Here is a 22,808-nt window from a genome sequence, read left to right on the forward strand (position 1 = left end):
CAATAAGGAGAACGCGATGTTCTCCTTATTTTTTATGCCCGTTTCACTTTCAAAACTCGAGTGTGATGGTCGTTTCTCCCTGCTCAGGTAATTGAGCGAGCTTCACATAAAGTTGGTTGCCTGATTGTTTCCATGTGATTGCTTGCTCTGCGTTGCTAGAGATTCGAGAAACTTGTGCCTCCGCACCTAGGATCCAGTTAACTTCAAGTGCACGTGACGATGGCATACCTTGGTACTTCCCTAGCGATTCAATACTCAAAGTTGCACTCGAATCAAATACACGCGTCGTGATTTGTGTTTCCCGTTTCGCGCCATGCAAATAGTCAGTCGTCTTGCCATCGTCTTCAACAAGCGTGAAGGCATTATTGGCGAAGCCAAAGATTTTTAGTGTAATGTCTTGAGGCACTTCGCTGGTCCATTGCCCTGCACTACTCTTTGAAACAGGGATGATCGCGCCTTGTTTTGCAAACAGTGGCAGTTGGTATTGGTGATTTTCGTTGTATAAGTCAATTGTCTTGGATTGCGCTTTCAGCGTATCCATCTTGGTTCCGGTTCGGAAATCAAACCAATCTCCCTGCGGGAATGTCACAGTAACGTCTTTGGCATCAAGTTCGGCGACCACTGCACTCATCAACTGATTGCCGATCATCTTTTGATGCTGGATGTCATACAAGGTTGAATCCTCGCTGAACTCATAACTGACGGGCACAAAGATCGCCTCGCCATCCTTATGGGCGTGATGAGCCAGAGAGTATAGGTATGGGATTATCTCGTAGCGCAGAGCAAGGTTGTTACGGTTACTTTCTCTGTCTCCAATACGATCTGGCGCGGTTTCTTTGCAGTTGCACAAGTTCTCGGTGTGGGGGCGAACTGGCACATCAAACAAACTGCTGTAGGCAAACCACTGAGTGTACGTCTCATCGAGGGCTGCTTGCTTTTTCTCGCCAATTACCCCAAGCCCTTTACGATGAAATCCGCCAATATCTGACCCATAGTAGTCAATGCCTGACAACATCATATTGGTTTGTTGCCCAATGTGAGTGGCGAGGCTTGTCAGATTAGAGCCAATATCCGCAGACCACATCGACGCACCGAACTTTTGAATCCCCGTTGTTCCGGATCGAGACATCATAAATGGCCTTTGGTCCACATCATTATTTTGGTAGCCCTGATAGATGCCTTCTAGCCAGTAGTAGTTAAACAGGTTGTGAATTTCATCATGCGCTTGATCGCCAAAGTAACGAGCTTGATGATTGTACATTTCTGGTTCACCAAGATCGGTCCAATGCCCCATGACTCCCATATCAATCAGTGGCTGGCGCTTCCAATCGTGCCAATAGCCGTTCACCTCAGGGTTCGACCAATCAATCATGCCGCCTTTCCCCCACCAGTTGCCTCCCCCATGAGGGTTCACATTGGCACCTAACCCTGTCTCTGGGTCTTTGGCGAGATAGCCTTTTTCTTCGAGCGCTTTAAATTCATCAAGTCCCTGACTGACATAGCTCTCTTCGATCAGCACCATCCCGATTCCTTGCTGTTTAAGCTGCGCTATTTTTTGTTCGGGCTGTGGAAAGTTTTCTCTATCCCAGGTAAGAGAGCCCATCTGGCTCTCTGGATCGTTGCCACTCACATTACCGAACCACTGAAGATCCATAACGACCCCATCAATAGGAAACTGATTGTCGCGCAGTGTCGCGAGCTTGCTATCCATTTCAGCCCAATTGTCAAATCCGTACTCTGACAGCCACATACCAAACATCTTTCGTGGCGGCACAAGAGGTTTGCCAGACAACTGCATAAACTGCTTACGCAGCGCTTTTTGTTTAGGAGCGACCATAACAATGATTTCGCTGGCTCCTTTTGAGGCTTTTACATTTATCTCTTGGCCATCGAACTGCCATTCCGAAGTGTAAAGGTTGTTGAGATAGAGCGCGAAATCGCTCTGCGTTGGGCTCGCACCATAAAGAATAGGAATAATAGTGTTACCAGTCGCACCGCCATTGAATCCTTCCATTTTGTTTCCCGCGTGGCGTGTTCGTTGGTTCCATCGACCATCTAAGTCGCCCGCTTTTTGAAACTCTTGGCCGAGTCCGTGGTAGTGATAGTCATGATCAGTGTGGAGGGTGAAGCCTGTCGATTCTGCTGGGCAAACCTGATTAACTTCGCTGCCTTGCTTATCTTGAATCTTAACGCACAAGGTCGTCGGTTCAACGGCAACAACCAATGAACTGGTCGCCCACTGGTACTTGCCCAATTTATCTAAACTTGAGAGTGTTAAAGCGCTCATATCGAGTAACTTTTGCTGCAGAGGGACTTGCTCGTGACCGAAGCGCACCCGCAACGTATTGTCAGCGACAAACTCCAGCGATAGCACTTGCGGAGCAACCAATGCTTTTTGCTTTAACTCTTCGTAGAGTTCATCACTAAGTTCACGATTTAAGCGAGTAGAAATGGCCGATTTGAATGCCTCCTCCGAGTAGTAAGACTCGCCATAGAGTGGCTTAAGCGACTTTACGAGATCCCTCTGTTTTATCTGCTTTGCGAGACGAAATACATCGGCAGCATTAAGCTGATAGCTCGCTGTTCCCTCAAAATACTCTGTCGTAGAAACCTGCTCGGTATTCGTACATCCCGCTAATATAGCGGTCATCAAAGCACCGTATAACACCGTTTTTCTTCGCATTGTAAACTCCAATAATTCAGTAATTTAGAGCCAGTTTACTCAGTCGATATCGGTTGGAAAAATAGGCTATATCTAGTGTCATATAGGAAAAATATATATCACGCCCACTCTTTAACCTTTGCTTTGGTAATGCCTATAGAGAGATGCATTCAACAAGGTGATGTTTTGTGAGCTAGCCAGCGATGTGCGTGAAGCGGCGCGGCGTATAACATTGAGACTTTGAAGGGAAGAGAGAGTAAACGTTGTTGAGCCGACTATTTTTGACGCCGCTTGGCTCGGTTTGACATCTTGTTTAGTGGCCTTTCCGGAGCTGCCCGACGCTCCAACCAAAGATGACGAATTGAGAGAATTGGATGAGGTAGAAGCATTCTAGGCCCCGAGTATCGCATAACGGCTTTCATTGCTGCTTTGGGCTGGGGTTTATAACAGTGGATCGGGCACTTGTTGCACGTCGGTTTTTCTTGACCATAAGGGCAGCGGTCTAACTTTACCTCAGCGTAAGCCAAAAGTTCAGCGCATTCACTGCAAAGCTCTCTTTTTGAATGGTGCTTATCACGGCAGTAAATCGCCATCATCGCCGCCACGGTTTTGTGTTCCGTGAGTAAAGCACCTTGCAAGATATCACTATGGATGTGTTTCATGGTTGTTCAGAGGTAATCGATACAAGAGTAGATCAATCGTATCACTCACTTTGCTTTCGACTTTGACATAGGTAAAGCCAAGTCGAGATAGTAGCTTTTGGCTGGCTATGTTGTCTGACGTTGTGATCGCAATCAGCTCATCGATTTGTGGGTTTTGCTTTGCGTATTCAATGATGGCAAGCGATGACTCCAAACCAAAGCCACATCCATAGCAGGTCGGTAAAAAGCCATAGCCAATATCGTATGCATCAAATTGGTCGCGCTTTATTAGTCCGCAAACCCCAATGGGCGTAGAGTCACTAAGGCGCTCGACCACCAACAGACATACGCCATGGTTTCGATACATGGTTAAAATGTTCTCTTCAATATAGCGCTCGGCGTCTTGTTTGGTGTGAAGCTGTTTGTCGCCGACAAACCTTTTAAAGTCTTCACTTGAATAGAGGTCTTGGATGAATAGCGCATCGTCTTTTGTCGCCATTCTAAGTCTCAATCTTGAGGTGTGAATCACTTCCATGATGCGATGTCCTCTTACAATCAGAAATGACTGAGCTTAACACCTACAATTAACGTATAGGAAATGAAAGCAACAAAGCTCGGATAGTGCGACTAGGAGGCTCACAATGCGCGTTCTACTGCTGACAATACTGATGTTTGGTTTTGTGCAAACGACCCTAGCATACCCAGCTCATTCGGAAAAATGGGCTCACAGAAGTGTCATTTACTTTGCCCCGACTAATGACGAACATGTCAAACAGTTCCTGCTCGAAACTCTGATGATAGAGTGCGAACTGGCAGAGCGTGACGTTGTCACGCTTGTTATAACGGAAGATGGATTTACAGTACCTAGTTGGGTCAGAGAGGAATTCAACCTTAGTGGTATGTTCCACATCTATGATGTCGTTCCGGGTGAACATACCGCGGTATTAGTTGGTAAGGATGGCATGGAAAAGCTGCGCTGGGGTAAAAAAACCAATTGGGACTCTATTAAATCGACAATCGATAAAATGCCACTTCGACAATATGAAATGGCACAAAATGCAAGCCCCTGTTCCGCATAATTGTCGGGATTGTTGCGCTTGCGATAAGTTAGAGCGACGCGATCTCTTTCTCTAACTGATACTTTTGATCGGTAACGATCTTTTCGAGCACTTCGACACGATCGGTCAGCTGCTCAACTTGCTGCTGAAGTTTGACGTTTTGGGCACGATCTACGCCGCTCTGTTGCTCTAACTCAAGTTGTTTGATTTCTTTGCGGTGAGATAGAAACAACTTCACAAACCGAGTTCCAAACACAGCGCCAAATATAATGGCAAAGATCATAACCAATTCCATAGAACGTTTCCTTATTTGGGGATTTTTGTACCTTAATCACTAACTTCAATTGCGCTTTACGCTGTGTATAACATAGAGCTAATACATTGAGCAATAATATGAAATCAACTATGCTGTCTCGTTCCAAGAGATTGCAGCCAAAGGTATACAGATGAACGAACGAAATTGGTCCCCTCAATTAGTGGCTGGCTTAATCTATTTTGTTCTGTTTTTCGTCTCTCCCCTTTCCGCGCGCGCTTCTGAACTGAGTGAATACCTCTTCGAGACTTGGACTAGCCGAGATGGTCTTCCCCACAACAGCATTAATGCCATCACCCAAACTGATGACGGCTATCTTTGGTTCGCAACGTGGGAAGGTCTGGCGCGATTCAACGGACACCGATTTGAACATTTCACTCGCGGCGTTGATTCAGGCTTAATTGACTCGGGCGTACGCGCTCTTTATGCAGACGCCAATGGCGGACTACTTGCCGGTGGCGTACGTGGTGGATTGACTTATCGCCACCAGCGAGGTTGGCAACCTGTCGAGCCCGCCGGTAAGCTCATCAATGCAGTACTACGCGATCCAAACGGTGGAATTTGGATCGGCACGCAAAGCCTTGGCTTGGTCTATCGCGCCAGCTTAGAAGCAAAGAACGAAATCAAAATCTCCTCAGTCGGTGTTTACAAACTGACCCTCGCGCTCGATGGGGACGTACTTGTGTCAACCAATAAAGGCTTATTTAAGGTCGGTCAAGAAGGCGTGGTCAACATTAGCGCCCAAGCTGGGTTGGACCCAAATCCAATCTACGACGCTATCCAACTGAGTAATGGTGAGTTCCTATTTGGCGGCAAACATGGCGCTTGGCGATTCGATGCCAATAACAAGCTGTACTCAGTTCACCCAACATTAGACAGTGCATTCATCACTCGAATTCTCGCTGACGACTCCGGTGATTACTGGTTTGGCACCATTAATAACGGGGTTTATCGGCTATCAAACAACACATTAACTCACTTTAATGAGCGCTCAGGATTGCTCAACAACCGCGTGCTTTCCCTTTTCCAAGATAGAGAGCGCAGCATCTGGATCGGAACCAACGGTGGATTGACTCGGTTGCACAAGGCACCATTTACCGTTTGGGATCAGCATCGTGGGTTAGCCGGCGATTACGTAAGAACCGTACTTGCGCTCGATTCTGGCGACATTATCGCGGGCACAAGTCGCGGCTTAAGTGTTATTCGTAATCGGGAAATCCGCAATGTTCAAACAGACTCAAATAACAATGAATTGCTATCAATACTGAGCCTCGCCCCCAGAGCAGAAGGCGGCGCTTGGGTTGGGACGTACAACAGAGGCGTTTACCTATTTGATGGTCAAACATTGGCCCCCTATCCACTTGATGGGCTTCCTACGCACGAAGTTCGCGCCATTTTGCAGGACAAGCAAAATCAGCATTGGTTTGGCACAACGGCAGGTCTACTGCGTCGCTCACCGGACGGCACGACACGATTGTTTACCGTCGACGATGGCTTAGTAGATAACTATGTGATGGCACTCGCTCAAGATAAACATGGACATATATGGGTTGGGTCAGCGGTTGGTGTCGCCGTCATTCGTGGTGATAAGGTTGAACAAATCGATCTCACTAGCATGGAAGATGCGCAATATGTGTTTGGTTTCTACTCGCAAGGCTCTTCGATGTGGTTAGCCACCGATCGTGGCTTAGTGCGTTATCGATTTAGCGATAAAAAGCTCAGCCTTATTGGACGACCACAAGGATTACCGATTGATAAATTCTTCCAAGTGATACCCGATCACATGGGCTATTTCTGGCTAACATCCAACCGTGGGCTTTGGAGGATCAGTCTAGACCAAGCGAACGCGATAGCCGACGGTCGCGCAACAGGACCTATACGTTTCGAGCTCTACAATGAACGCGATGGCATGCGAACCGCGCAAGTCAACGGAGGCTCCAATCCAGCGGCGACTATCGATAATGAAGGGACATTGTGGTTCCCAACCGCGCAAGGCGTTGCATCTACCAATCCACGCAATACCGAGGGGCTAGTTGTTCCTCATTTCCCGACCGTCATCGAACGTCTCACCGTCGATAAAACGCAATATGATTTAGCCCAACCACACGTTTTCTCATTTCCTGCAGGTAGCCAACGCGTCTCATTTGATTACGTGGGTCTTGGTTTTTTATCTGCTCAACACATTCGCTATCGAACGAAACTTGAAGGTCTGGATAACGCTTGGGTATCTCGCGGATCACAAACGAGTGCCGACTATACCAACCTTGCCCCCGGCCACTACCGTTTTGTTGTGAAAGCCTATTACGAACATCATGAAAGTGACGTCAACCTAGCAAGCGTTGAATTCGTGGTATTGCCCTATTGGTGGCAACGTGCCAGCGTTCAAATAGGGTTATTCTTGTTGCTCGCAGCGTCAATCGCGCTGCTATTTTGGTGGCGCTTGAGGTTGTTAAAACGCTCAGAGCTAAGGCTTAAAAACGAGGTCATGCAGAAAACCCTCGCACTCCGCAAACAAGCTGCGGCGTTTGAAGTTCAAGCTCGAGAAGACCAATTAACGAGGCTCAACAACCGACGTGCCTTTGATGAATGGATTGAGAAAGTCGTTTACGCACCGGGTCAATCGACGTCGTTTTCCCTCGCGCTAATCGATATTGACCATTTCAAACAAATTAATGATACCTACACCCACTTAGCAGGTGACCAAGTGCTAAAGATCGTCGCGCAAGAGATTAAAAATGCGACGCCACAAAGTGGTTTTGTCGCTCGTTGGGGCGGCGAAGAGTTTGTTATTGGATTTAGAGACTGGGAGCCCAATAAGGTGTTTTCGGTGTGTGAATCATTACGAAATGCCATTAAACAACGAGACTTTGGCAGCGTGGCAGAGCATCTAGCCGTGACCATCAGTACTGGCATTGTTAACTCAGATAATAGTCACGACTTTGATCTGTTACTGCGCCGTGCTGACCGAGCCTTGTTGCATGTGAAAGCCAACGGTCGCGATAGCATCTATGTACATAGTGAGTGATCGACGCTGGGGAGCATTAAACTGTTCCCTGCTTATCGGTGAAGGTGTGGTACTGCGATATAAAAAGAGATTAAGCGTCCATCAGACATAAAAAAACCAGCTTTATGCTGGTTTATGTTTGGCCTCAATTCTGAGCCAAAATGTCATGGAGGCGCCTCCCGGAATCGAACCGAGGTCCACGGATTTGCAATCCGCAGCATAGCCACTCTGCCAAGGCGCCAAATTGTTCACTTTGATGAGATGGTGCCCCGGGCCGGACTTGAACCGGCACAGCGCGAACGCCGAGGGATTTTAAATCCCTTGTGTCTACCAATTCCACCACCAGGGCAACGCATAATGCGATGGTACACCATCATCCTCACGGGCTTTCCCGTTTGAACGAGGCGTACTTTAACCGATTGATTTTACACGTCAACAATTAACGTCTTCACATTCGTTTAAGTGCTTAAAAAACCGCTTAAACGAGTAAAACCACCGCAACACGCCCAAACTTTACACGACTGATACATTAAAGCTGTGGGTTCAACAATTGATAGAGCCATGATAAACGTCACTTTGAATGGTATGTTCAAAGTTGAACTCAAAAGTCTTACCTTCGCTATCAGTCACCATTATCTTCAACTGTTCTGGTAGCACTTTTAAAGGCGGATATTTAACATTGAACCAAGAACGGTGGATCCCGACACTGTCAGTCGTATTAGAGACTTGGGTCGCGTGGTCATCACGCATCAAGGCGCCGATCTCGGTTACCACCTCAACGTTAACCAACTCAGGACCTTTTCTCTTCGATTCCAATAGAGCGGTAATGGATATACCGTTTTCACTGTCTTTTGAAGGGAATACGCTAACACCATAGTGGTCAGTAGCCTGCTCAATTCCGTCCAGTCGAGTTTTAACGTAGCCACAAGCTGAGCTTGGTACTGCAGATTGGGATTGTATTACAACTGGCTTGTAGTAGTCACGGGTTGTTGGAAAAACGACACATCCGGACAATACAACGCTAAAAAGTACGGCTAACCAAATTCTTTTCATAATAACTGCTCCTGTGAGATGCATTCATTATGAACAGTGTTTTATTAATTTACTAGCCTTGATTACACTCGCTTACATACTGGTCTGATTCTCCCAAATTTGACCTTTTGAACGCTACCGAGAAAACCGCATCTCCAGAGAAGAAAAAGCCTCTTCCCTAAACAGGAAGAGGCTTAGTTGCCTTTGACGCTGTTATATTATTCTTGTCTTGCCTTTGACTTTCAAAGGTCACAATACTGAGTAGAGCAAATCTGATGCCAAACAAACATCTCTCTAAATTTCAATAACATAGCATTTTGGCGCAAATTTTTTGCACCAAGCTCGTGCGTTTAAGTGTAATGGATGTGCAGGAATTTGCGTTAAAACTCGACAACTTATTTTATTCTCACGAGTTGGCATCGCCTTTCCAATCTCAGACTCACCTTTAAAACTCGCCTGATACCGACAAATAGAACTGGTCCTTTCCTAGCTCTTTATCTAAACCGTTGGCATACCCCATGGTCACGGGTACCGTTAAATTGTACCCCATCTTAAGCTCAACGGTTGTTGAAATACCCAACCCAGTAAGCCATTTATACTGGCCGCTTTCACTCCATGCGCTACCAGAGTCGGCAAACAGGGTTGCAGAAATATCACCCAAACCAATCGGAAACAGTCCCCAGTTGCGCTCAATTCGAGCCAACCATGACGTGTACTCTACTCGCTGAGTAAAATAGTGATTCCCTGATTGAACAGTTTCATCATAGCCTCTTAATGCCTGAGTTTCTCGACCAAACAGAGCGCTCTCATCGCTTTGGTCGCTGCCGCCTAAACGAAACGGTTTCGCCTTCTCATCGCTGTATCCTCCAGCTAAGCGGAGCGTCAGTGTAGAGCGGCCAGGAAGATCAAACGTGCTTCGCCACTGCGCTTGATACTTATTCCCTTGATAGTCGCTTCCCAGCAAATCATTTGTTTCAGCAGTGAGATCAAGATAGTGCCCCCAACCCACGCCCATGACGTTAAGGTAGCTTTCTCTGTTGTCGAACGAAGCCGCTAAACCGACTAGCGTTTCTTCCCGCTCTTCATACGGGCTGGTCGTTACCTTAGGTTGTTGAACCTCGCTTTCTTTCTCCCAAAAAAGACCCGCAGACAGAGACAACTGATCTTCAAACGCGGTGTAAACATAGTTACGTTGTAACAAGGCGTTGTCGTTCTGTTCGATGCGCTGGGACTCAACCCCTAATTCTGAGAATGTTGTAAAGTCATGGTTTCTGCCAATCGCGGCGAACCATCGATTGTCGTAAAGATAACTAAGGTGGTATTGACCTAATCCGTTTTCCGTATCCCAACCCAACTCAATGGTGTAGTTGTGCCTGCCAAGCGCATCAGAGCCATTGGTTACGATTCCAGCGATCGATTGATTCTCATCTAGGCTGAAAATCGGCACCCATGTCCTTGGTCTTAGACTGCTCCAAGGTGAATAATCAACCGCATCGGTTTTCTCCACAGACACTGGTGCTGGATCTGGGTATTGGTAGCTTGCAGCAACCTCACCTAAAACGACATTATCAAGGGCGTCTGGCTGCTTGAGTGCGCGAAGCGTATAACCTTCACTGTCATAGCTTTGATAAACCAAGCCAAAGGTGTCTGACCATAATGGTGAAAATGCTCCCCCCACTTCGCGGGTGAGTTGCTCAACCGATTGGCTACCGAGAGTATGGCGGTAAACATTAAACACTCCGTCGTAATCAGCGCTAAACATCACAGTGTCTGCATCCACAAATACTGGGCTATTTTCAACGGATCGTGTCTTGGTGATTGTGGACCATTGCAAGTTCGTTAGATTCAAACGCTCAAGATTCCAGCCATCTTGGGATCGCTTAACACTCGCCACCAAGTTCGTGTCATCAGGAGAAAGATCGTACCCACCTAACACTTCGTTTTCAGCCCCTCGCCAGAGCCGTTGCTTGTTTTCAGGAGCCATAACATCAATCAACCACAGCTCACTAAACCCATCGATTTTTCGGCTTGCGATAACCTGCTGACCATTGGCCAGCCAACGAACATCTCTAAAACGCTCCCGCTCGGTTAACCGCTTCCATGTCCCTCCTTGTAACCAGAACAAGTCTGTAATGCCTCGCCCATCGGCGTAATAAACCAGTCTTGACGCAACCAACCCAGAGGTTTGGTGAGCATCTAGAGCAACGACACCTTTTGAACTTGAGATACGATTGATCTCTTTAGATGCCTGCACTTGAGCAACGTCATTTCTATCTTCACCGTTGTTTCGATTGATGAAAACATCCCCCGCCGCGTTTGTCGTGATTACCTGCATAACGGGAGTTGTCTCATTAAGTCTTTCGCCCGACACCTTATTCGCCGTGCGAAGCGCGATCTCTTCACTAAAGCGCTCATTTAGGTAGGTTTGAAACTGTGGCCACAACGCTTCAAACGACTCACCAAATGTATTTTTGGCGGTTCTGTTCAAGAGGAAAAATGGCAGTAAGCGACGACTGTAATCGTCTAAGAAGGTCTGAACTTTATCTTCTCCATATTGGCGAACAAGATAGTCAACAAAGTAAGCACCATAGAGATATTGATAACCAAGCGGGAAGTGTTTACTGGCGACCATCGCTTGATTGAGGTCCTTAACCTTTCCAGAGGCGACTTCCATGCGCATTTCCATTGGATAGCTTGAACCTTGCAAGCGGCCATAACCAAGCTCTTTATTGGTTTCCAAATACACCGCCAAGCCCTCTACTAGCATTGATGGAGTAAGAGTATGGGGGTAAAGCAATACGTTACGACCAAATATGTTGCGTAAAAACTCTGGCGCACCGCCCCCCATTTCTAGATGCAGGATGTGCACATACTCGTGTCGTATCAGTAAGTGTAGCCACTCATCATTGCTTTCTAGGCTGTTTACGTCATCTGGCGGGCTCATATAGAGCCTGATCTGCGGATAAGGGATGACGGTCGCCCAACCGTTTGAAAAGTCAAACTCATCGACCAATACTATCTCGGTCTTATCTTTAGGCTCGTAGCCAAAAAAAGGTGTCAGCTCTTTATGAACTTGCTCTGCCAAATCCAGAGAGCGAGCTGCTTGCTTTTCGTGCCCAGAACGAAAGTGAATTGAGAAATGATCAGATTCTTGAGTTTGCCATGCTTCATTCTGTTGGTCCCAAGCAACGGAAACCGCGCGAGCATTGTGAGAGATAAATGGATAGGCTAGCAACGCTGCTACGGACAAAGTGAGCAAGTTCTTTTTCATGTTAAGAGTTTCTAATATAAGAATAATGGTTGATTCATCTGCTAAATGTACACTGTATTATTAATAATTCAATCCGTTCATTGTGTTCGGTTACAAAGCGATCTTCGAAGGGTCTTAATAAAATCGCTAACTAGGTTCGATGTCTTATCACTCTATGTCGTTATAGAGTCTCGAGTCAGATAGGCTTCATAGAGCGTACTTTTGTTAACGGCTCGTTCTCAATATCACTTGATTTCCCCCCCTAGTTAATATTTTTGCTCTTAGAAATATTTCCATTTGTAAAACATGAGGTTAAGGTAGAGTTAGCATTCTATTTAGACATCAAAAACAATCATTTGAGAAACACTTCACAGCCAGTTGAAATATTGATGAGAAATATGCCAAGTCAGTCGAAATTGCCCATCAATCCTAACCAATATAATTGAGCAAATTATAAACTTAGACGATTTTGATTTTTCAGGAGAAATCGTGTGAACTGGCTTAATTGTTCGGCACGGAGCCGACGAGGTTCGACCTCAATAAAAACATTGCACCATGGGATTATATTAGCCTGTGCTTTGACGCTGTCAGCGTGTGGTGGCGGCGGCGGAGGTGGCAGCAGTAATGGTGGCAACAAACCTCAAACCATCGCGCCTAACTCTCCCAATAGCTATCTACCAACCACTAGTGATACTAAGTGGTACTACGACAACAGTAGCGAAGGTACGTACGCAACGACCACCCAAATAGGCGGAAAAACCGCGCAAGTCATTAACTATCCAACTGGCGGTAAAGAGTACTTTATTGCCACAGAAGAAAGTGTCTCGTTTGCTGGTTTCTATTCGCCATCCACTTATGTTTCTGGCGTCGGCACTTTTAGTATTGATTTCCGATTCGATGAATCTATGCAGTTAGTTGAGAGTTCAGCTAGATCGCTGCAAAGTGTTGCCACTTCTGGCACAGCCAACATCCAACCGACATACGGAAACAACTCCATCAATGTTTATGGTTCGACAACCATCAATGGGACTGAGACGATTACCGTTCCCTACGGTACTTTTGATGCCACTCACGTAACCGTAGACTTATACATTAGCTCTACCATCGACGGCTACTTCTTTGAAATTCCTTGGCAAGTAGACCTGTGGTTTGCCGACAATGTTGGTATTGTTCGCCGCGTTCAAGGCGGTCAAGTCATTGAACTCACAAACTTCATCGCGCCGGTCACAGAGCCAACTGATCCTTCCGAGCCAACTGATCCTTCCGAGCCTACGGAACCAACAGAGCCAACGGACCCTACCGAACCAACGGAGCCTACCGAACCAACGGAACCTACTGGACCAACAGATCCTACCGACCCTACTGAGCCTACTGAGCCTACTGAGCCTACTGAGCCTACTGAGCCTACTGAGCCTACTGAGCCTGTAGTAGACACAGATGGCGATGGTATCAGCAACAACGATGATACCGATGATGACAACGATGGCGTATTGGATGTCAACGATCACTACCCACTCGATCCGACTCGTCACGATAAACTCAAGGCAAACCTCACAAGTACTACCTTGTCCCACACCATTGGTTCTTCAGCGAAGGAGGTTAAGCAACTTTCAATTACCGGAACTAACATAGAGTGGCTGTTACTAGACACCGCTAGCTGGCTCTCGATTAGTGAAAGAATGGGCACCGGTGACACCACTGTCGAGCTTTCGATTATCGACTACAAGCTCACGCCTGGATCCTATTCAACGACTATAACGTTGCGCGACAAAACGGAAGGCACAGACTCGCAAATCCAAGTCTCCGCTGAATTTGCTTTACCAGAGTTAACGCTAAGTAGTAATAGCGTCACACTCGACATCTCAGATGGGTTTGAACCTATTTCAAGCAGCCTCGACGTCAGCTTATCGACAGGTGATCGCATTCATCCAGTAACAGTGTCACTGCCTGAAGGTCTGCATTCCTCCAACATTTACGTATCGAGCACCGCAAAAACACTTGATGTGAACTTGACCTCGATTGAGAGTGTAAAGGAAGGCCTTAACACCTTTACCGCAACGGCTTCTGCTCAGGTTGGTGAACACACAATCAACAAACAATTTGACGTGAACGTGCTTGCGTCTCGTCGTGCGCTTGTTGTGCCTGATCGCGGTGTTGCCTTGACTAAGTTTGCAACCAAACAACGTCTTACTGCTGACATCGATATCCTAGACACCTACGGCTTTACCAACACGCTTTGGAAAGCGTCAACAGAAGCTCCTTGGCTGACGGTGACAACCTCTGGTACCACGGCTGATAAGTTGCAGCTTACTGCGGATGCTCGCGGTTTAGCGACCAATCAGCTGCATGAAGCGGAAGTTGTCGTCGTACCAGATGACACGAGTATTGCCAACAGCAATAGCATTCGTGTCAGCCTTTGGGTTGGCGATACCGACCCAGTCGAGAAGCAGGTGATACCCCAAAAAGCAATCAATGTAGCGGCTGACCCAGTTAGACCTTACATCTACCTTAACGATGGAACCGCCGATTCTGCTGAAATCAGTGTTTATCATAGCCATACGCAAGAATACGTTGCGGGGCTATCACCTGGCGGAACGCACCAGTTTGGTGACATTAAAGTGAGTGAGGACGGAAGATGGTTATACAGTGGTTTGGATGGCAACAGTATCGCTGTCTTTGACCTGACGACATTTAACCTACATACGATCTGGTCAGGTAATGATGGGCTCGCAGAGACGTTTACAATTACCGAACCTTCAGGCGTAGCACTGATTGTTGGCGCTCGTGGGAACATTTATCACGCCAATACCGGTACTCGCCTAAATGTACGTGGCGACGGTCACTGGGTATCAGCCGTTGCTTGGTATCAAGGCTATGACATTCTTGCATCAAGCCAATTTGGTAACCGCTTCTGTGCTACCGAATCTGGTCTATCGCCATACACATTGCACTGTTATGAACTGACGTACAACAGCTATCGTGACGATGTCAAAATGGAGCATATCGCTACAGCGCCACACGGTACAGATTCGTTCGCCACCGGCCTAGCCATTAACAACGATGGTAGCGTGGTCTATCCGGTTGGGTCCTCACTGCTCAGTCTTGATGTCGATAGCATGCAGGTTACGCAGGTATTTACCACCGACGGATACGCCGCTGGCTCAGCAATGGGCGAGAACAACGAAGTTCATGCCACCACAAGCAACTACTATGGCGACAAAGATATATGGATCTTCAAGTCGGATGGCTCACAGCGTTACAGCGGTGACGCGTCAGGAAGTAACAATAGTATTTACAATGAACTGGATGTGTCAGGCGATGGCTACCAAACTTATGTCATTGATGATACGCAACTCATCATTATGAATAGCTATTAATCAGCAATGCCCAGTCTTTTGACTGGGCATTTTTTTGACCAAGCTACAGACATAAAAAAGCCCCGACATTTCTGTCAGGGCTTCAAAATAATGGAGGCGCCTCCCGGAGTCGAACCGAGGTCCACGGATTTGCAATCCGCTGCATAGCCACTCTGCCAACGCGCCTCAAATTTTGCTTTTTACCTTATTAAGGTAGATGGTGCCCCGGGCCGGACTTGAACCGGCACAGCGCGAACGCCGAGGGATTTTAAATCCCTTGTGTCTACCAATTCCACCACCAGGGCAACGCTAAAAGCGATGGTACACCACCATTCCAACGACGTTGTCGTGGGAATGGGGTGTACTTTAACGGCTAGAAATTTAGAGTCAACGAAACATTTAGCTCTAATGTTCAAGTGGTTAAAACAAATCTGCGTGTTCAAGGCGCGATCTATTTGCTCACAACCGCATCAGGCTATCAGCCAATCAAGACATTGCCTTCTTCGATCTCTACCTTGTATACCGACAATTTTATTTCCGGCTTTTCGATGCATTCACCACTCTTTAAGCTGAAATGCTGCTTGTAGAGTGGTGAGGCGACGCACATCTCACCTGCTACATCGCCGACGATTCCTCGGCAAAGCACATAAGCTTCACCGATTGGATCCCAGTTTTGAATCGCAAACACACCATGCTCAGGAATATTGAACAGCGCCACTTGCTCGCCATCAATTAATGCAGCTCGACCTTGGTAGGGAGACAATTCATCTAAGCGACAAACTTTTACTTTATCTACAACTTCCATTAGATTTCCTCCTTCACAGGGATACGTTGACCGCGCACTCTTTGATATGGCAGCGCTTGGCTTGCATCATCGGCATTGATAAATGGTTTGAACTTAGCCAGTTTGTCACTGTTTTCAATCGTGCTCTTCCACTCACATTGGTAAGTATCAACGATATGCTGCATCTGAGCTTCAAGAGACTCGTTAAGGTTAAGCGAATCTTCGATCACTACTTGTTTCAGGTAATCCAATCCACCTTCTAAGTTCTCCATCCAAACTGAGGTTCGTTGTAGACGATCCGCAGTTCGTACGTAGAACATGAGTACACGGTCGATAAGTGCAACTAGCTCTGCTTTAGATAGATCCGAAGCAATCAGGTCTGCGTGTCTTGGTCGCATACCACCATTCCCACAAACATAGAGGTTCCAACCGTTTTCAGTTGCGATGACGCCAATATCTTTACTCTGCGCTTCCGCACACTCACGGGTACAACCAGAGACAGCGAACTTGATCTTGTGCGGCGCACGAAGGCCTTTATAGCGATTCTCTAGCTCAATAGCTAAGCCGACAGAATCATCAACACCGTAACGACACCAGGTTGAACCGACACATGATTTAACCGTTCGCAGTGATTTACCGTAGGCATGGCCGGTTTCAAAACCTGCGTCGATCAATGCTTGCCAGATCTCTGGTAGCTGCTCCACTTGAGCGCCAAATAGGTCGACACGCTGACCTCCAGTGATCTTAGTGTAGAGATCGTATTTCTTCGCCACTTCACCCAAAGCAATCAATTTATCTGGGGTAATTTCACCGCCCGCTACGCGAGGGACCACTGAGTAAGAACCGTCTTTCTGTAGGTTAGCCATGAATGCATCATTCGAGTCTTGTAGCGAGCTGTGTTGTGGCTCCATGATGTGCTCATTCCATAGCGACGCAAATACCGATGCAGCGGTTGGTTTACAAAGGTCACAACCCATGCCTTTACCGTGTTTTTCTAGCAAGGTATCGAAATCTTTAATTTGCTCTACCTGACAGATGTGGAATAGCTCTTGGCGCGATAATTCAAAGTGCTCACAGATGTGGTTGTTAACTTCAACCCCCATAGTAGTTAGCTGAGCATCCAAGACACTCTTAACCATATTGGTACAACCACCACAACCTGTACCCGCTTTCGTTTCCGCCTTAAGCGTATCTACGTCATGAGCACCTGCTTGAATCGCACTGACCAAGTCACCTTTGCTGACATTATGACAAGAACAGATGATGGCACTATCATCCATCTCGCCGTTTAGCATTCCCATATCAAACAGCAAGTTAGCCGCATGGTCTGGAAGCTCAGTTTCGTTAAGGTAACATTGAAGTAGCGCGTCATAGTCTGAGTTGTCTCCCACTAAAATCGCACCAAGCAACTTAGTTCCTGATTCATCGACAACCAACTTCTTATAGATACCAGCAACTGCATCTTGCAGCACCATCTCTTGCGCACCTTCAGTTGCTTTATGAGCATCACCAATCGAAGCGACATCAACGCCAAGTAACTTAAGTTTGGTACTCATATCCGCGCCAGTGAAGCCTTGGTTATCGCGTCCAAGTAATTGATCCGCAACCACTCGCGCCATAGTGTAGCCCGGAGCAACTAAGCCGAAGATCTTCTCCTGCCATAACGCACACTCGCCCACAGCATAAATGCTTTCATCACTTGTCTGGCACTGATCATTGATAACAATACCGCCATGCTCACCAATCTCGATACCTGCCTCACGCGCTAGGGCATCTTGAGGTCTAATACCTGCAGAGAATACGATAACGTCGACTTCTAGAGGATCGGCGTCTTTGAACACTAACCTGTGGTTGGCACTCTCACCATCACAGATTTTCTCTGTCGCAGTCGAGGTATGAACGGTTAAGCCCAAGTCCTCGATTTTCTCTTTAAGAACTTGCCCTGCTCCATCATCAAGCTGAACCGGCATTAAGCGCGGCGCAAACTCTACTACGTGTGTTTCTACGCCCAGCAGTTTCAATGCGTTGGCAGCTTCTAGACCAAGCAAACCACCACCGATGACGGCACCTGTTTTGGCGCCCTGACAGGCAGTTTTGATTTCAGAAAGATCATCTAGGGTTCGGTAAACAAAAATATTATCGCGATCTTTACCGTCGATTGGCGGCACGAATGGGTAAGAACCTGTCGCGAGGACAAGTTGGTCGTAACCCATCACGCTGTCACCGTCTAAAACTAAACGCTTTTTATCTCGTTCAACTTGCGTCACTTGGCTACCGAGCATTAGCTCAATGCCATGTATTTTGTACCACTCTTCACTGCTCAGCATTAGGTCTTGATGACTATTGCCCGAAAACAGCGAAGAGAGCTGTACTCGGTCATAAGCGATAAAACGCTCTTCTCCGATGACAGTAATGCGTTTTTCTAGGTGAGCACCACGCTCTACCAACTGAGCCACAAGATGGTGGCCAACCATGCCATTACCTACAACAACGATATGTTCCATAATGTGACTCCTTTAAGCCGTTTTCGCGGTCGTTGCGAGCTCTTTTTGCTCTTTATCTTTTTTATCAGCCGGGCTAGCCGCTGTTTTTGCCTGCTTCTCATAGAGGAAGCGAAGTACAGACTGACGACATTTCTGATACTGTGGATCGTCAGCTAGCTCAACGCGGTTACGTGGTCTTGGCAAATCGACTTCTAAGACTTCACCGATCGTCGCCGCTGGGCCATTGGTCATCATGACGATTTTGTCAGAGAGCAGTACCGCCTCATCGACATCGTGAGTAATCATGATGACTGTATTGTTTAGCTCAGCTTGAATCTGCATTAGTGAGTCTTGCAGACGTGCACGAGTTAGCGCATCTAACGCGCCAAACGGTTCATCCATCAATAGGACTTTTGGTTGCAGGGCTAACGCGCGAGCAATACCGACACGCTGCTTCATACCACCTGAAATTTCATCCGGCTTTTTATCCGCCGCATGTGACATTTGAATCAGCTCCAAATAGTGTTCAACTTGCTGCTTAATCCAAGTTTTAGTGTCAACTGAGCCAGAGTGTTGATCAGCAATCTGCTTCGCCGCGAGTTCAACGTTTTGATATACCGTTAACCAAGGCAGTAGAGAGTGGTTCTGAAATACCACCGCACGCTCTGGGCCAGGGCAACTCACCTCACGACCATCAACAATCACGCCACCATCAGTTGGCAAGTGCAGACCTGCTACTAGGTTAAGTACCGTTGATTTACCACAACCTGAGTGACCAATTAATGAGATAAATTCGCCTTTTTGGATCTGCAGGTTTACGTTTTTCAGTGCAATAAAGTCGCCGTTTGGTGTCGGAAAACTCATACCCAACTGGGTTAAATCTAATAGTGCTTTAGACATAGGAAACTCCTTTTATCGCAATGCCTGCTGTTTGTTCCAAGATAACCACTTCTGAAGTTGCAACATGCCGCGGTCTAGAAGTAAGCCGATAAAACCTATAGCAATAACCGCTACCATGATTCGCCCTAGAGATGCCGAGCTACCATTTTGGAACTCGTCCCATACGAACTTACCTAGACCTGGGTTCTGCGCCAGCATTTCTGCCGCGATCAATACCATCCATGCAATACCTAATGACAAGCGAAGCCCGGTGAAGATCATCGGAATGGCGGAAGGAAGAACGATGACTCGAATGTGTTGCCACCATGACAGCTGCAAAACTTTACTTACGTTAATGAGGTCTTTATCTACGCTTGTTACACCAACCGCAGTGTTAATAAGCGTTGGCCACAAGCTACACAGTGCAACGGTAAGCAGTGAGTTAACGAAAGATTTGGCAAACATAGGATCGTCACTGACATAGGTCGCACTCACCACCATGGTCACTATCGGTAGCCACGCTAGGGGTGAAACAGGTTTAAGTAGTTGTATTACTGGGTTAAACGCTTGGTAAACGCCTTGATTCAACCCGAGGATAATACCCAGAGGGATTGCAATAACTGTCGCAAGTAAGAAACCACTCGCTACCGTGATTAAACTGGTAACTATCTGGTCAAAAAAGGTTGGTTTTCCTGTGTAAGGGCGAATTTTCACCTTAGCATCAGGGTTCTTTGCTAGCTTTGCTGCGTTGCGTTTTTCTTGGCGCTCAATAAACGCGATCTCTTTGTCACGCTCCGCCCAGTGCTCGCTAACTAAGTTACTAAACTGCTGATAGGTTTGAGCTGGACCAGGTAAGGTACCAAGTGATGTTTCTACCTGACGTGCACTAAAATGCCACATCATTAAAAACAGCAAGATTCCGATAACAGGCAGTAGAATAGCTTTGCTTTTATTCGCAACCAGCTCTCTACTCGGAATTAATGATATTACATTGCTCGACATAACGACTCCTATACATCCTTGTTGGTAGTACTATTTTTATTGGAGGGGCGAACCCCTCCTTTATGTTGTTAAACTTTGTCTTTGCCTTTCAGACCAATCGCGAATTTCTCTAGGTAAGCGTTTGGTGAACGGCCGTCGTAGACGATATTGTCGATAAAGTGAGTTTGTGGAGCGCGGAAGCCATCTTCTTCAGCGAATTTAGGGAAATCTGTACTAGACAGAACACCATCTTCGATTAGAGCTTCAGCTGCTTGTTGGTAGATGTCTGGACGGTATACTTCTTTTGCCACTTCCATGTACCAGTCATCCGACTTTTCTTCAGGGATTTGGCCCCAACGACGCATCTGAGTTAAGTACCAGATCGCATCACTGTAATATGGGTAGGTTGCGTTGTGACGGAAGAACACATTGAAATCAGGCACTTCACGTACATCACCTTTCTCATATTCAAAGGTACCAGTCATTGAGTTCGCGATAACTTCAAAGTCAGCACCAACGTATTCGCTCTTAGCCAATAGTTTCACCGCTTCTACACGGTTAGCGTTGTCGTTCTCGTCTAACCAATGAGCAGCACGAATCAGAGCTTTCACAACACGAATATGAGTATTTGGATATTTTTCAGCCCAGGATTTTGATACGCCAAACACCTTCTCTGGGTTATTTTTCCAGATTTCGTAGTCAGTCACGACAGGCGCACCAATACCTTTAAATACCGCTTGTTGGTTCCACGGTTCGCCCACACAGTAACCTTCAATTGTGCCCGCTTCCATGGTTGCTGGCATTTGCGGTGGAGGTGTGACGCTCAGTAGTACATCTGCGTTTACTTGGCCGCTGTTGTCGCCCGTTGTTGGCGCGTAATAGCCTGGGTGAATGCCACCAGCAGCTAGCCAATAACGAAGTTCGTAGTTGTGAGTTGAGACGGGAAACACCATGCCCATGTTGAACGGCTTACCTTCATCAAGATAGCTTTCAACTACAGGTTTAAGAGCATCGGCCTTGATTGGATGAACTAATTGACCATCCTCTTGAACTGGGATGTTTGGTTTCATTTGCTCCCAAGTTTTGTTCGATACGGTAATCGCGTTACCGTTAAGGTCCATGCTAAATGCAGTAATTACCTCGGCTTTAGTACCGATACCGATAGTCGCACCTAACGGTTGACCAGATAGCATGTGTGCACCATCAAGTTCGCCGTCGATGACTCGGTCTAGTAGTACTTTCCAGTTGGCTTGAGCTTCCAACGTGACGTACAGACCTTCATCTTCAAAAAAGCCTTTCTCATACGCGACCGCTAGGGGTGCCATATCAGTAAGCTTGATGAAACCAAACTTTAGATCTTCTATTTCAGGCTCCCCTAACTCGGCGAAAGTGGTGGGCACGTAAAACGTGGTTGTAAGTGCAGCGCCGACTAAAGTGCGCTTGATTGCTGACGTCCATTTCATAAGTTTTCTCCAATAAAAAGGCGCTACAACTCCAGTGAGCTGTAGCGCCATTGCTTCCTTTCTATTACCGCCGTTGATAATTCAAGGTTACGATTGAACAGATTGTCATGGTTTCTGTTTATAGTGTTCCAAGTTATGTGCCAACTTATTTAATCCTTTAATATCAACCTCTTAAATGAAACACTCTATCGAGCAGTATTATATTTGCTTAGTATTAGTGCACTTCGCACCAATGCGGAATTTTTCTTATAACCCCAAAGTGGTAGAGTGTTACTTAAGGGCTTCCAGGGTTTGCAACAGGTTCTTTGCAACTTGTCCGAGCGATTGGCTCGACTGCATCGCCGAATTCCTCATCGCGTTGAACGCAGCTTCTTCGTCGACCTGATGCATCTTCATCAACAAGCCTTTGGCTTTTTCAACCAACTTTCGCTCTTCTAGTTTGAGTTCTAATTGCTCTATCTCACTTTCTAGTGCAGTCACTGATTGGCGCATTTGGCAGGCATTTTCGATCCAAGGCAAAAGTGAGAATTGACTGTCTGCTGGAATGATTACGTAGTCCATTTTCTCTGGTAAGCGGCTGATATCATTAGACTGTAATTGCTTTAACACAACCAGAAGCGGCAACTTTCTGAGTCGACACTCTTCGATAATCAGTCGAAGTTCTGCGCTCGGCTGCTGCCAACCCACAACCACATTGGCACCGGGTTCTCGGTCGAGCATCTTCTCAAGCTGGTTGAGCTGACAGCTGTTGATATTGTCGAAGTCTTGCGCGAGTTGAGTGGTTAATCGCACCGATTCTTCGACTCGATCACTACACACAATAAGAGGATTTTTTGAGAGGTTTTTATTCATGAACATTCCCTGTTTTGCTCTCTATCTAATAGGAGACATAACAAGGAATG

At 46.7% G+C, this 22,808-nt stretch carries 15 protein-coding genes and 4 tRNA genes; 3 read left to right on the plus strand and 16 right to left on the minus strand.

Translation table 11 applies throughout. The features are described 5' to 3' along the window. Positions 1 to 49: 49 nt before the first annotated feature. The 3 genes from ACUALS_RS18140 to ACUALS_RS18150 form a co-directional block, all read right to left on the minus strand. Positions 50 to 2,683, minus strand: coding sequence for a glycoside hydrolase family 31 protein (locus tag ACUALS_RS18140; RefSeq protein WP_454449303.1), 2,634 nt, complete (start codon positions 2,681 to 2,683; stop codon positions 50 to 52). Positions 2,684 to 2,937: 254 nt separating this feature from the next. Beyond that, complete coding sequence (locus ACUALS_RS18145) at positions 2,938 to 3,324, minus strand: nitrous oxide-stimulated promoter family protein (protein WP_454449304.1); 387 nt, start codon at positions 3,322 to 3,324, stop codon at positions 2,938 to 2,940. Beyond that, entirely contained in the window at positions 3,308 to 3,838 is a 531-nt protein-coding gene (locus ACUALS_RS18150) for a GNAT family N-acetyltransferase (RefSeq protein ID WP_454449305.1), read from the minus strand. Before ACUALS_RS18150 ends, ACUALS_RS18145 begins: the two co-directional genes overlap by 17 nt. Before the next feature lie 106 nt (positions 3,839 to 3,944). Here ACUALS_RS18150 and ACUALS_RS18155 point away from each other — a divergent pair, with 106 nt between their 5' ends. Beyond that, positions 3,945 to 4,382 carry a DUF4174 domain-containing protein gene (locus ACUALS_RS18155; protein WP_039474235.1) on the plus strand — a complete coding sequence of 146 codons (438 nt, stop codon included), beginning with the start codon at positions 3,945 to 3,947 and terminating at the stop codon, positions 4,380 to 4,382. A gap of 28 nt (positions 4,383 to 4,410) precedes the next feature. Here the strand turns inward: ACUALS_RS18155 and ACUALS_RS18160 are convergent, their stop codons facing one another. Beyond that, a complete protein-coding gene (locus tag ACUALS_RS18160) occupies positions 4,411 to 4,656 on the minus strand; it encodes a hypothetical protein (RefSeq protein ID WP_005471234.1) in 246 nt (81 codons plus the stop codon). A gap of 151 nt (positions 4,657 to 4,807) precedes the next feature. Between ACUALS_RS18160 and ACUALS_RS18165 the strand changes: the two genes are divergently transcribed. Beyond that, positions 4,808 to 7,699 carry a diguanylate cyclase gene (locus ACUALS_RS18165; protein ID WP_454449306.1) on the plus strand — a complete coding sequence of 964 codons (2,892 nt, stop codon included), beginning with the start codon at positions 4,808 to 4,810 and terminating at the stop codon, positions 7,697 to 7,699. A gap of 146 nt (positions 7,700 to 7,845) precedes the next feature. On the opposite strand, the gene ACUALS_RS18170 is transcribed toward ACUALS_RS18165, so the two are convergent. The 4 genes from ACUALS_RS18170 to ACUALS_RS18185 form a co-directional block, all read right to left on the minus strand. Further along, positions 7,846 to 7,919: transfer RNA gene (locus tag ACUALS_RS18170), tRNA-Cys, on the minus strand. Positions 7,920 to 7,940: 21 nt separating this feature from the next. After that, positions 7,941 to 8,027 (minus strand) — tRNA-Leu (locus tag ACUALS_RS18175). Between the two features lie 194 nt (positions 8,028 to 8,221). Beyond that, positions 8,222 to 8,731 (minus strand): hypothetical protein, encoded by a 510-nt coding sequence (locus ACUALS_RS18180; RefSeq protein WP_454449307.1) that lies wholly within the window; start codon positions 8,729 to 8,731, stop codon positions 8,222 to 8,224. Positions 8,732 to 9,155: 424 nt separating this feature from the next. Beyond that, positions 9,156 to 11,981: a hypothetical protein gene (locus ACUALS_RS18185; protein WP_454449308.1), complete on the minus strand. Its 2,826-nt coding sequence runs from the start codon at positions 11,979 to 11,981 to the stop codon at positions 9,156 to 9,158. 470 nt (positions 11,982 to 12,451) lie between these two features. On the opposite strand from ACUALS_RS18185, the gene ACUALS_RS18190 reads away from it, so the two are divergent. Next, entirely contained in the window at positions 12,452 to 15,337 is a 2,886-nt protein-coding gene (locus tag ACUALS_RS18190; RefSeq protein WP_454449309.1) for a hypothetical protein, read from the plus strand. A gap of 91 nt (positions 15,338 to 15,428) precedes the next feature. Here the strand turns inward: ACUALS_RS18190 and ACUALS_RS18195 are convergent. The 8 genes from ACUALS_RS18195 to ACUALS_RS18230 all read right to left on the minus strand — a co-directional run bounded on the left by ACUALS_RS18195 (position 15,429) and on the right by ACUALS_RS18230 (position 22,758). Then, positions 15,429 to 15,502, minus strand: a tRNA-Cys gene (locus tag ACUALS_RS18195). A 32-nt stretch (positions 15,503 to 15,534) separates the two neighbouring features. Continuing rightward, positions 15,535 to 15,621: transfer RNA gene (locus tag ACUALS_RS18200), tRNA-Leu, on the minus strand. Between the two features lie 173 nt (positions 15,622 to 15,794). After that, positions 15,795 to 16,121, minus strand: coding sequence for a nitrite reductase small subunit NirD (gene nirD / locus ACUALS_RS18205; RefSeq protein ID WP_005471343.1), 327 nt, complete (start codon positions 16,119 to 16,121; stop codon positions 15,795 to 15,797). Beyond that, entirely contained in the window at positions 16,121 to 18,604 is a 2,484-nt protein-coding gene (nirB, locus tag ACUALS_RS18210; protein ID WP_454449310.1) for a nitrite reductase large subunit NirB, read from the minus strand. Before nirB ends, nirD begins: the two co-directional genes overlap by 1 nt. A 12-nt stretch (positions 18,605 to 18,616) precedes the next feature. Then, positions 18,617 to 19,483, minus strand: coding sequence for an ABC transporter ATP-binding protein (locus ACUALS_RS18215; protein WP_454449311.1), 867 nt, complete (start codon positions 19,481 to 19,483; stop codon positions 18,617 to 18,619). A 12-nt stretch (positions 19,484 to 19,495) separates the two neighbouring features. Beyond that, a complete protein-coding gene (locus tag ACUALS_RS18220) occupies positions 19,496 to 20,464 on the minus strand; it encodes an ABC transporter permease (protein ID WP_331425312.1) in 969 nt (322 codons plus the stop codon). Positions 20,465 to 20,532: 68 nt separating this feature from the next. After that, positions 20,533 to 21,906, minus strand: coding sequence for a CmpA/NrtA family ABC transporter substrate-binding protein (locus tag ACUALS_RS18225; RefSeq protein ID WP_005471254.1), 1,374 nt, complete (start codon positions 21,904 to 21,906; stop codon positions 20,533 to 20,535). A 270-nt stretch (positions 21,907 to 22,176) separates the two neighbouring features. Next, positions 22,177 to 22,758: an ANTAR domain-containing response regulator gene (locus tag ACUALS_RS18230; protein WP_454449312.1), complete on the minus strand. Its 582-nt coding sequence runs from the start codon at positions 22,756 to 22,758 to the stop codon at positions 22,177 to 22,179. Between the last annotated feature and the right edge of the window lie 50 nt (positions 22,759 to 22,808).

It is taken from the genome of Vibrio sp. NH-7 (genome assembly GCF_053643215.1).

Excerpts from the sequence above, each read along its gene's own strand:
- nirD (WP_005471343.1), bottom strand. The coding sequence starts at position 16,121 with ATGGAAGTTGTAGATAAAGTAAAAGTTTGTCGCTTAGATGAATTGTCT.
- ACUALS_RS18140 (WP_454449303.1), bottom strand. The coding sequence starts at position 2,683 with ATGCGAAGAAAAACGGTGTTATACGGTGCTTTGATGACCGCTATATTA.
- ACUALS_RS18220 (WP_331425312.1), bottom strand. The coding sequence starts at position 20,464 with ATGTCGAGCAATGTAATATCATTAATTCCGAGTAGAGAGCTGGTTGCG.
- ACUALS_RS18160 (WP_005471234.1), bottom strand. The coding sequence starts at position 4,656 with ATGGAATTGGTTATGATCTTTGCCATTATATTTGGCGCTGTGTTTGGA.
- ACUALS_RS18180 (WP_454449307.1), bottom strand. The coding sequence starts at position 8,731 with ATGAAAAGAATTTGGTTAGCCGTACTTTTTAGCGTTGTATTGTCCGGA.
- nirB (WP_454449310.1), bottom strand. The coding sequence starts at position 18,604 with ATGGAACATATCGTTGTTGTAGGTAATGGCATGGTTGGCCACCATCTT.
- ACUALS_RS18155 (WP_039474235.1), top strand. The coding sequence starts at position 3,945 with ATGCGCGTTCTACTGCTGACAATACTGATGTTTGGTTTTGTGCAAACG.
- ACUALS_RS18230 (WP_454449312.1), bottom strand. The coding sequence starts at position 22,758 with ATGAATAAAAACCTCTCAAAAAATCCTCTTATTGTGTGTAGTGATCGA.
- ACUALS_RS18215 (WP_454449311.1), bottom strand. The coding sequence starts at position 19,483 with ATGTCTAAAGCACTATTAGATTTAACCCAGTTGGGTATGAGTTTTCCG.
- ACUALS_RS18145 (WP_454449304.1), bottom strand. The coding sequence starts at position 3,324 with ATGAAACACATCCATAGTGATATCTTGCAAGGTGCTTTACTCACGGAA.
- ACUALS_RS18165 (WP_454449306.1), top strand. The coding sequence starts at position 4,808 with ATGAACGAACGAAATTGGTCCCCTCAATTAGTGGCTGGCTTAATCTAT.
- ACUALS_RS18225 (WP_005471254.1), bottom strand. The coding sequence starts at position 21,906 with ATGAAATGGACGTCAGCAATCAAGCGCACTTTAGTCGGCGCTGCACTT.
- ACUALS_RS18185 (WP_454449308.1), bottom strand. The coding sequence starts at position 11,981 with ATGAAAAAGAACTTGCTCACTTTGTCCGTAGCAGCGTTGCTAGCCTAT.
- ACUALS_RS18150 (WP_454449305.1), bottom strand. The coding sequence starts at position 3,838 with ATGGAAGTGATTCACACCTCAAGATTGAGACTTAGAATGGCGACAAAA.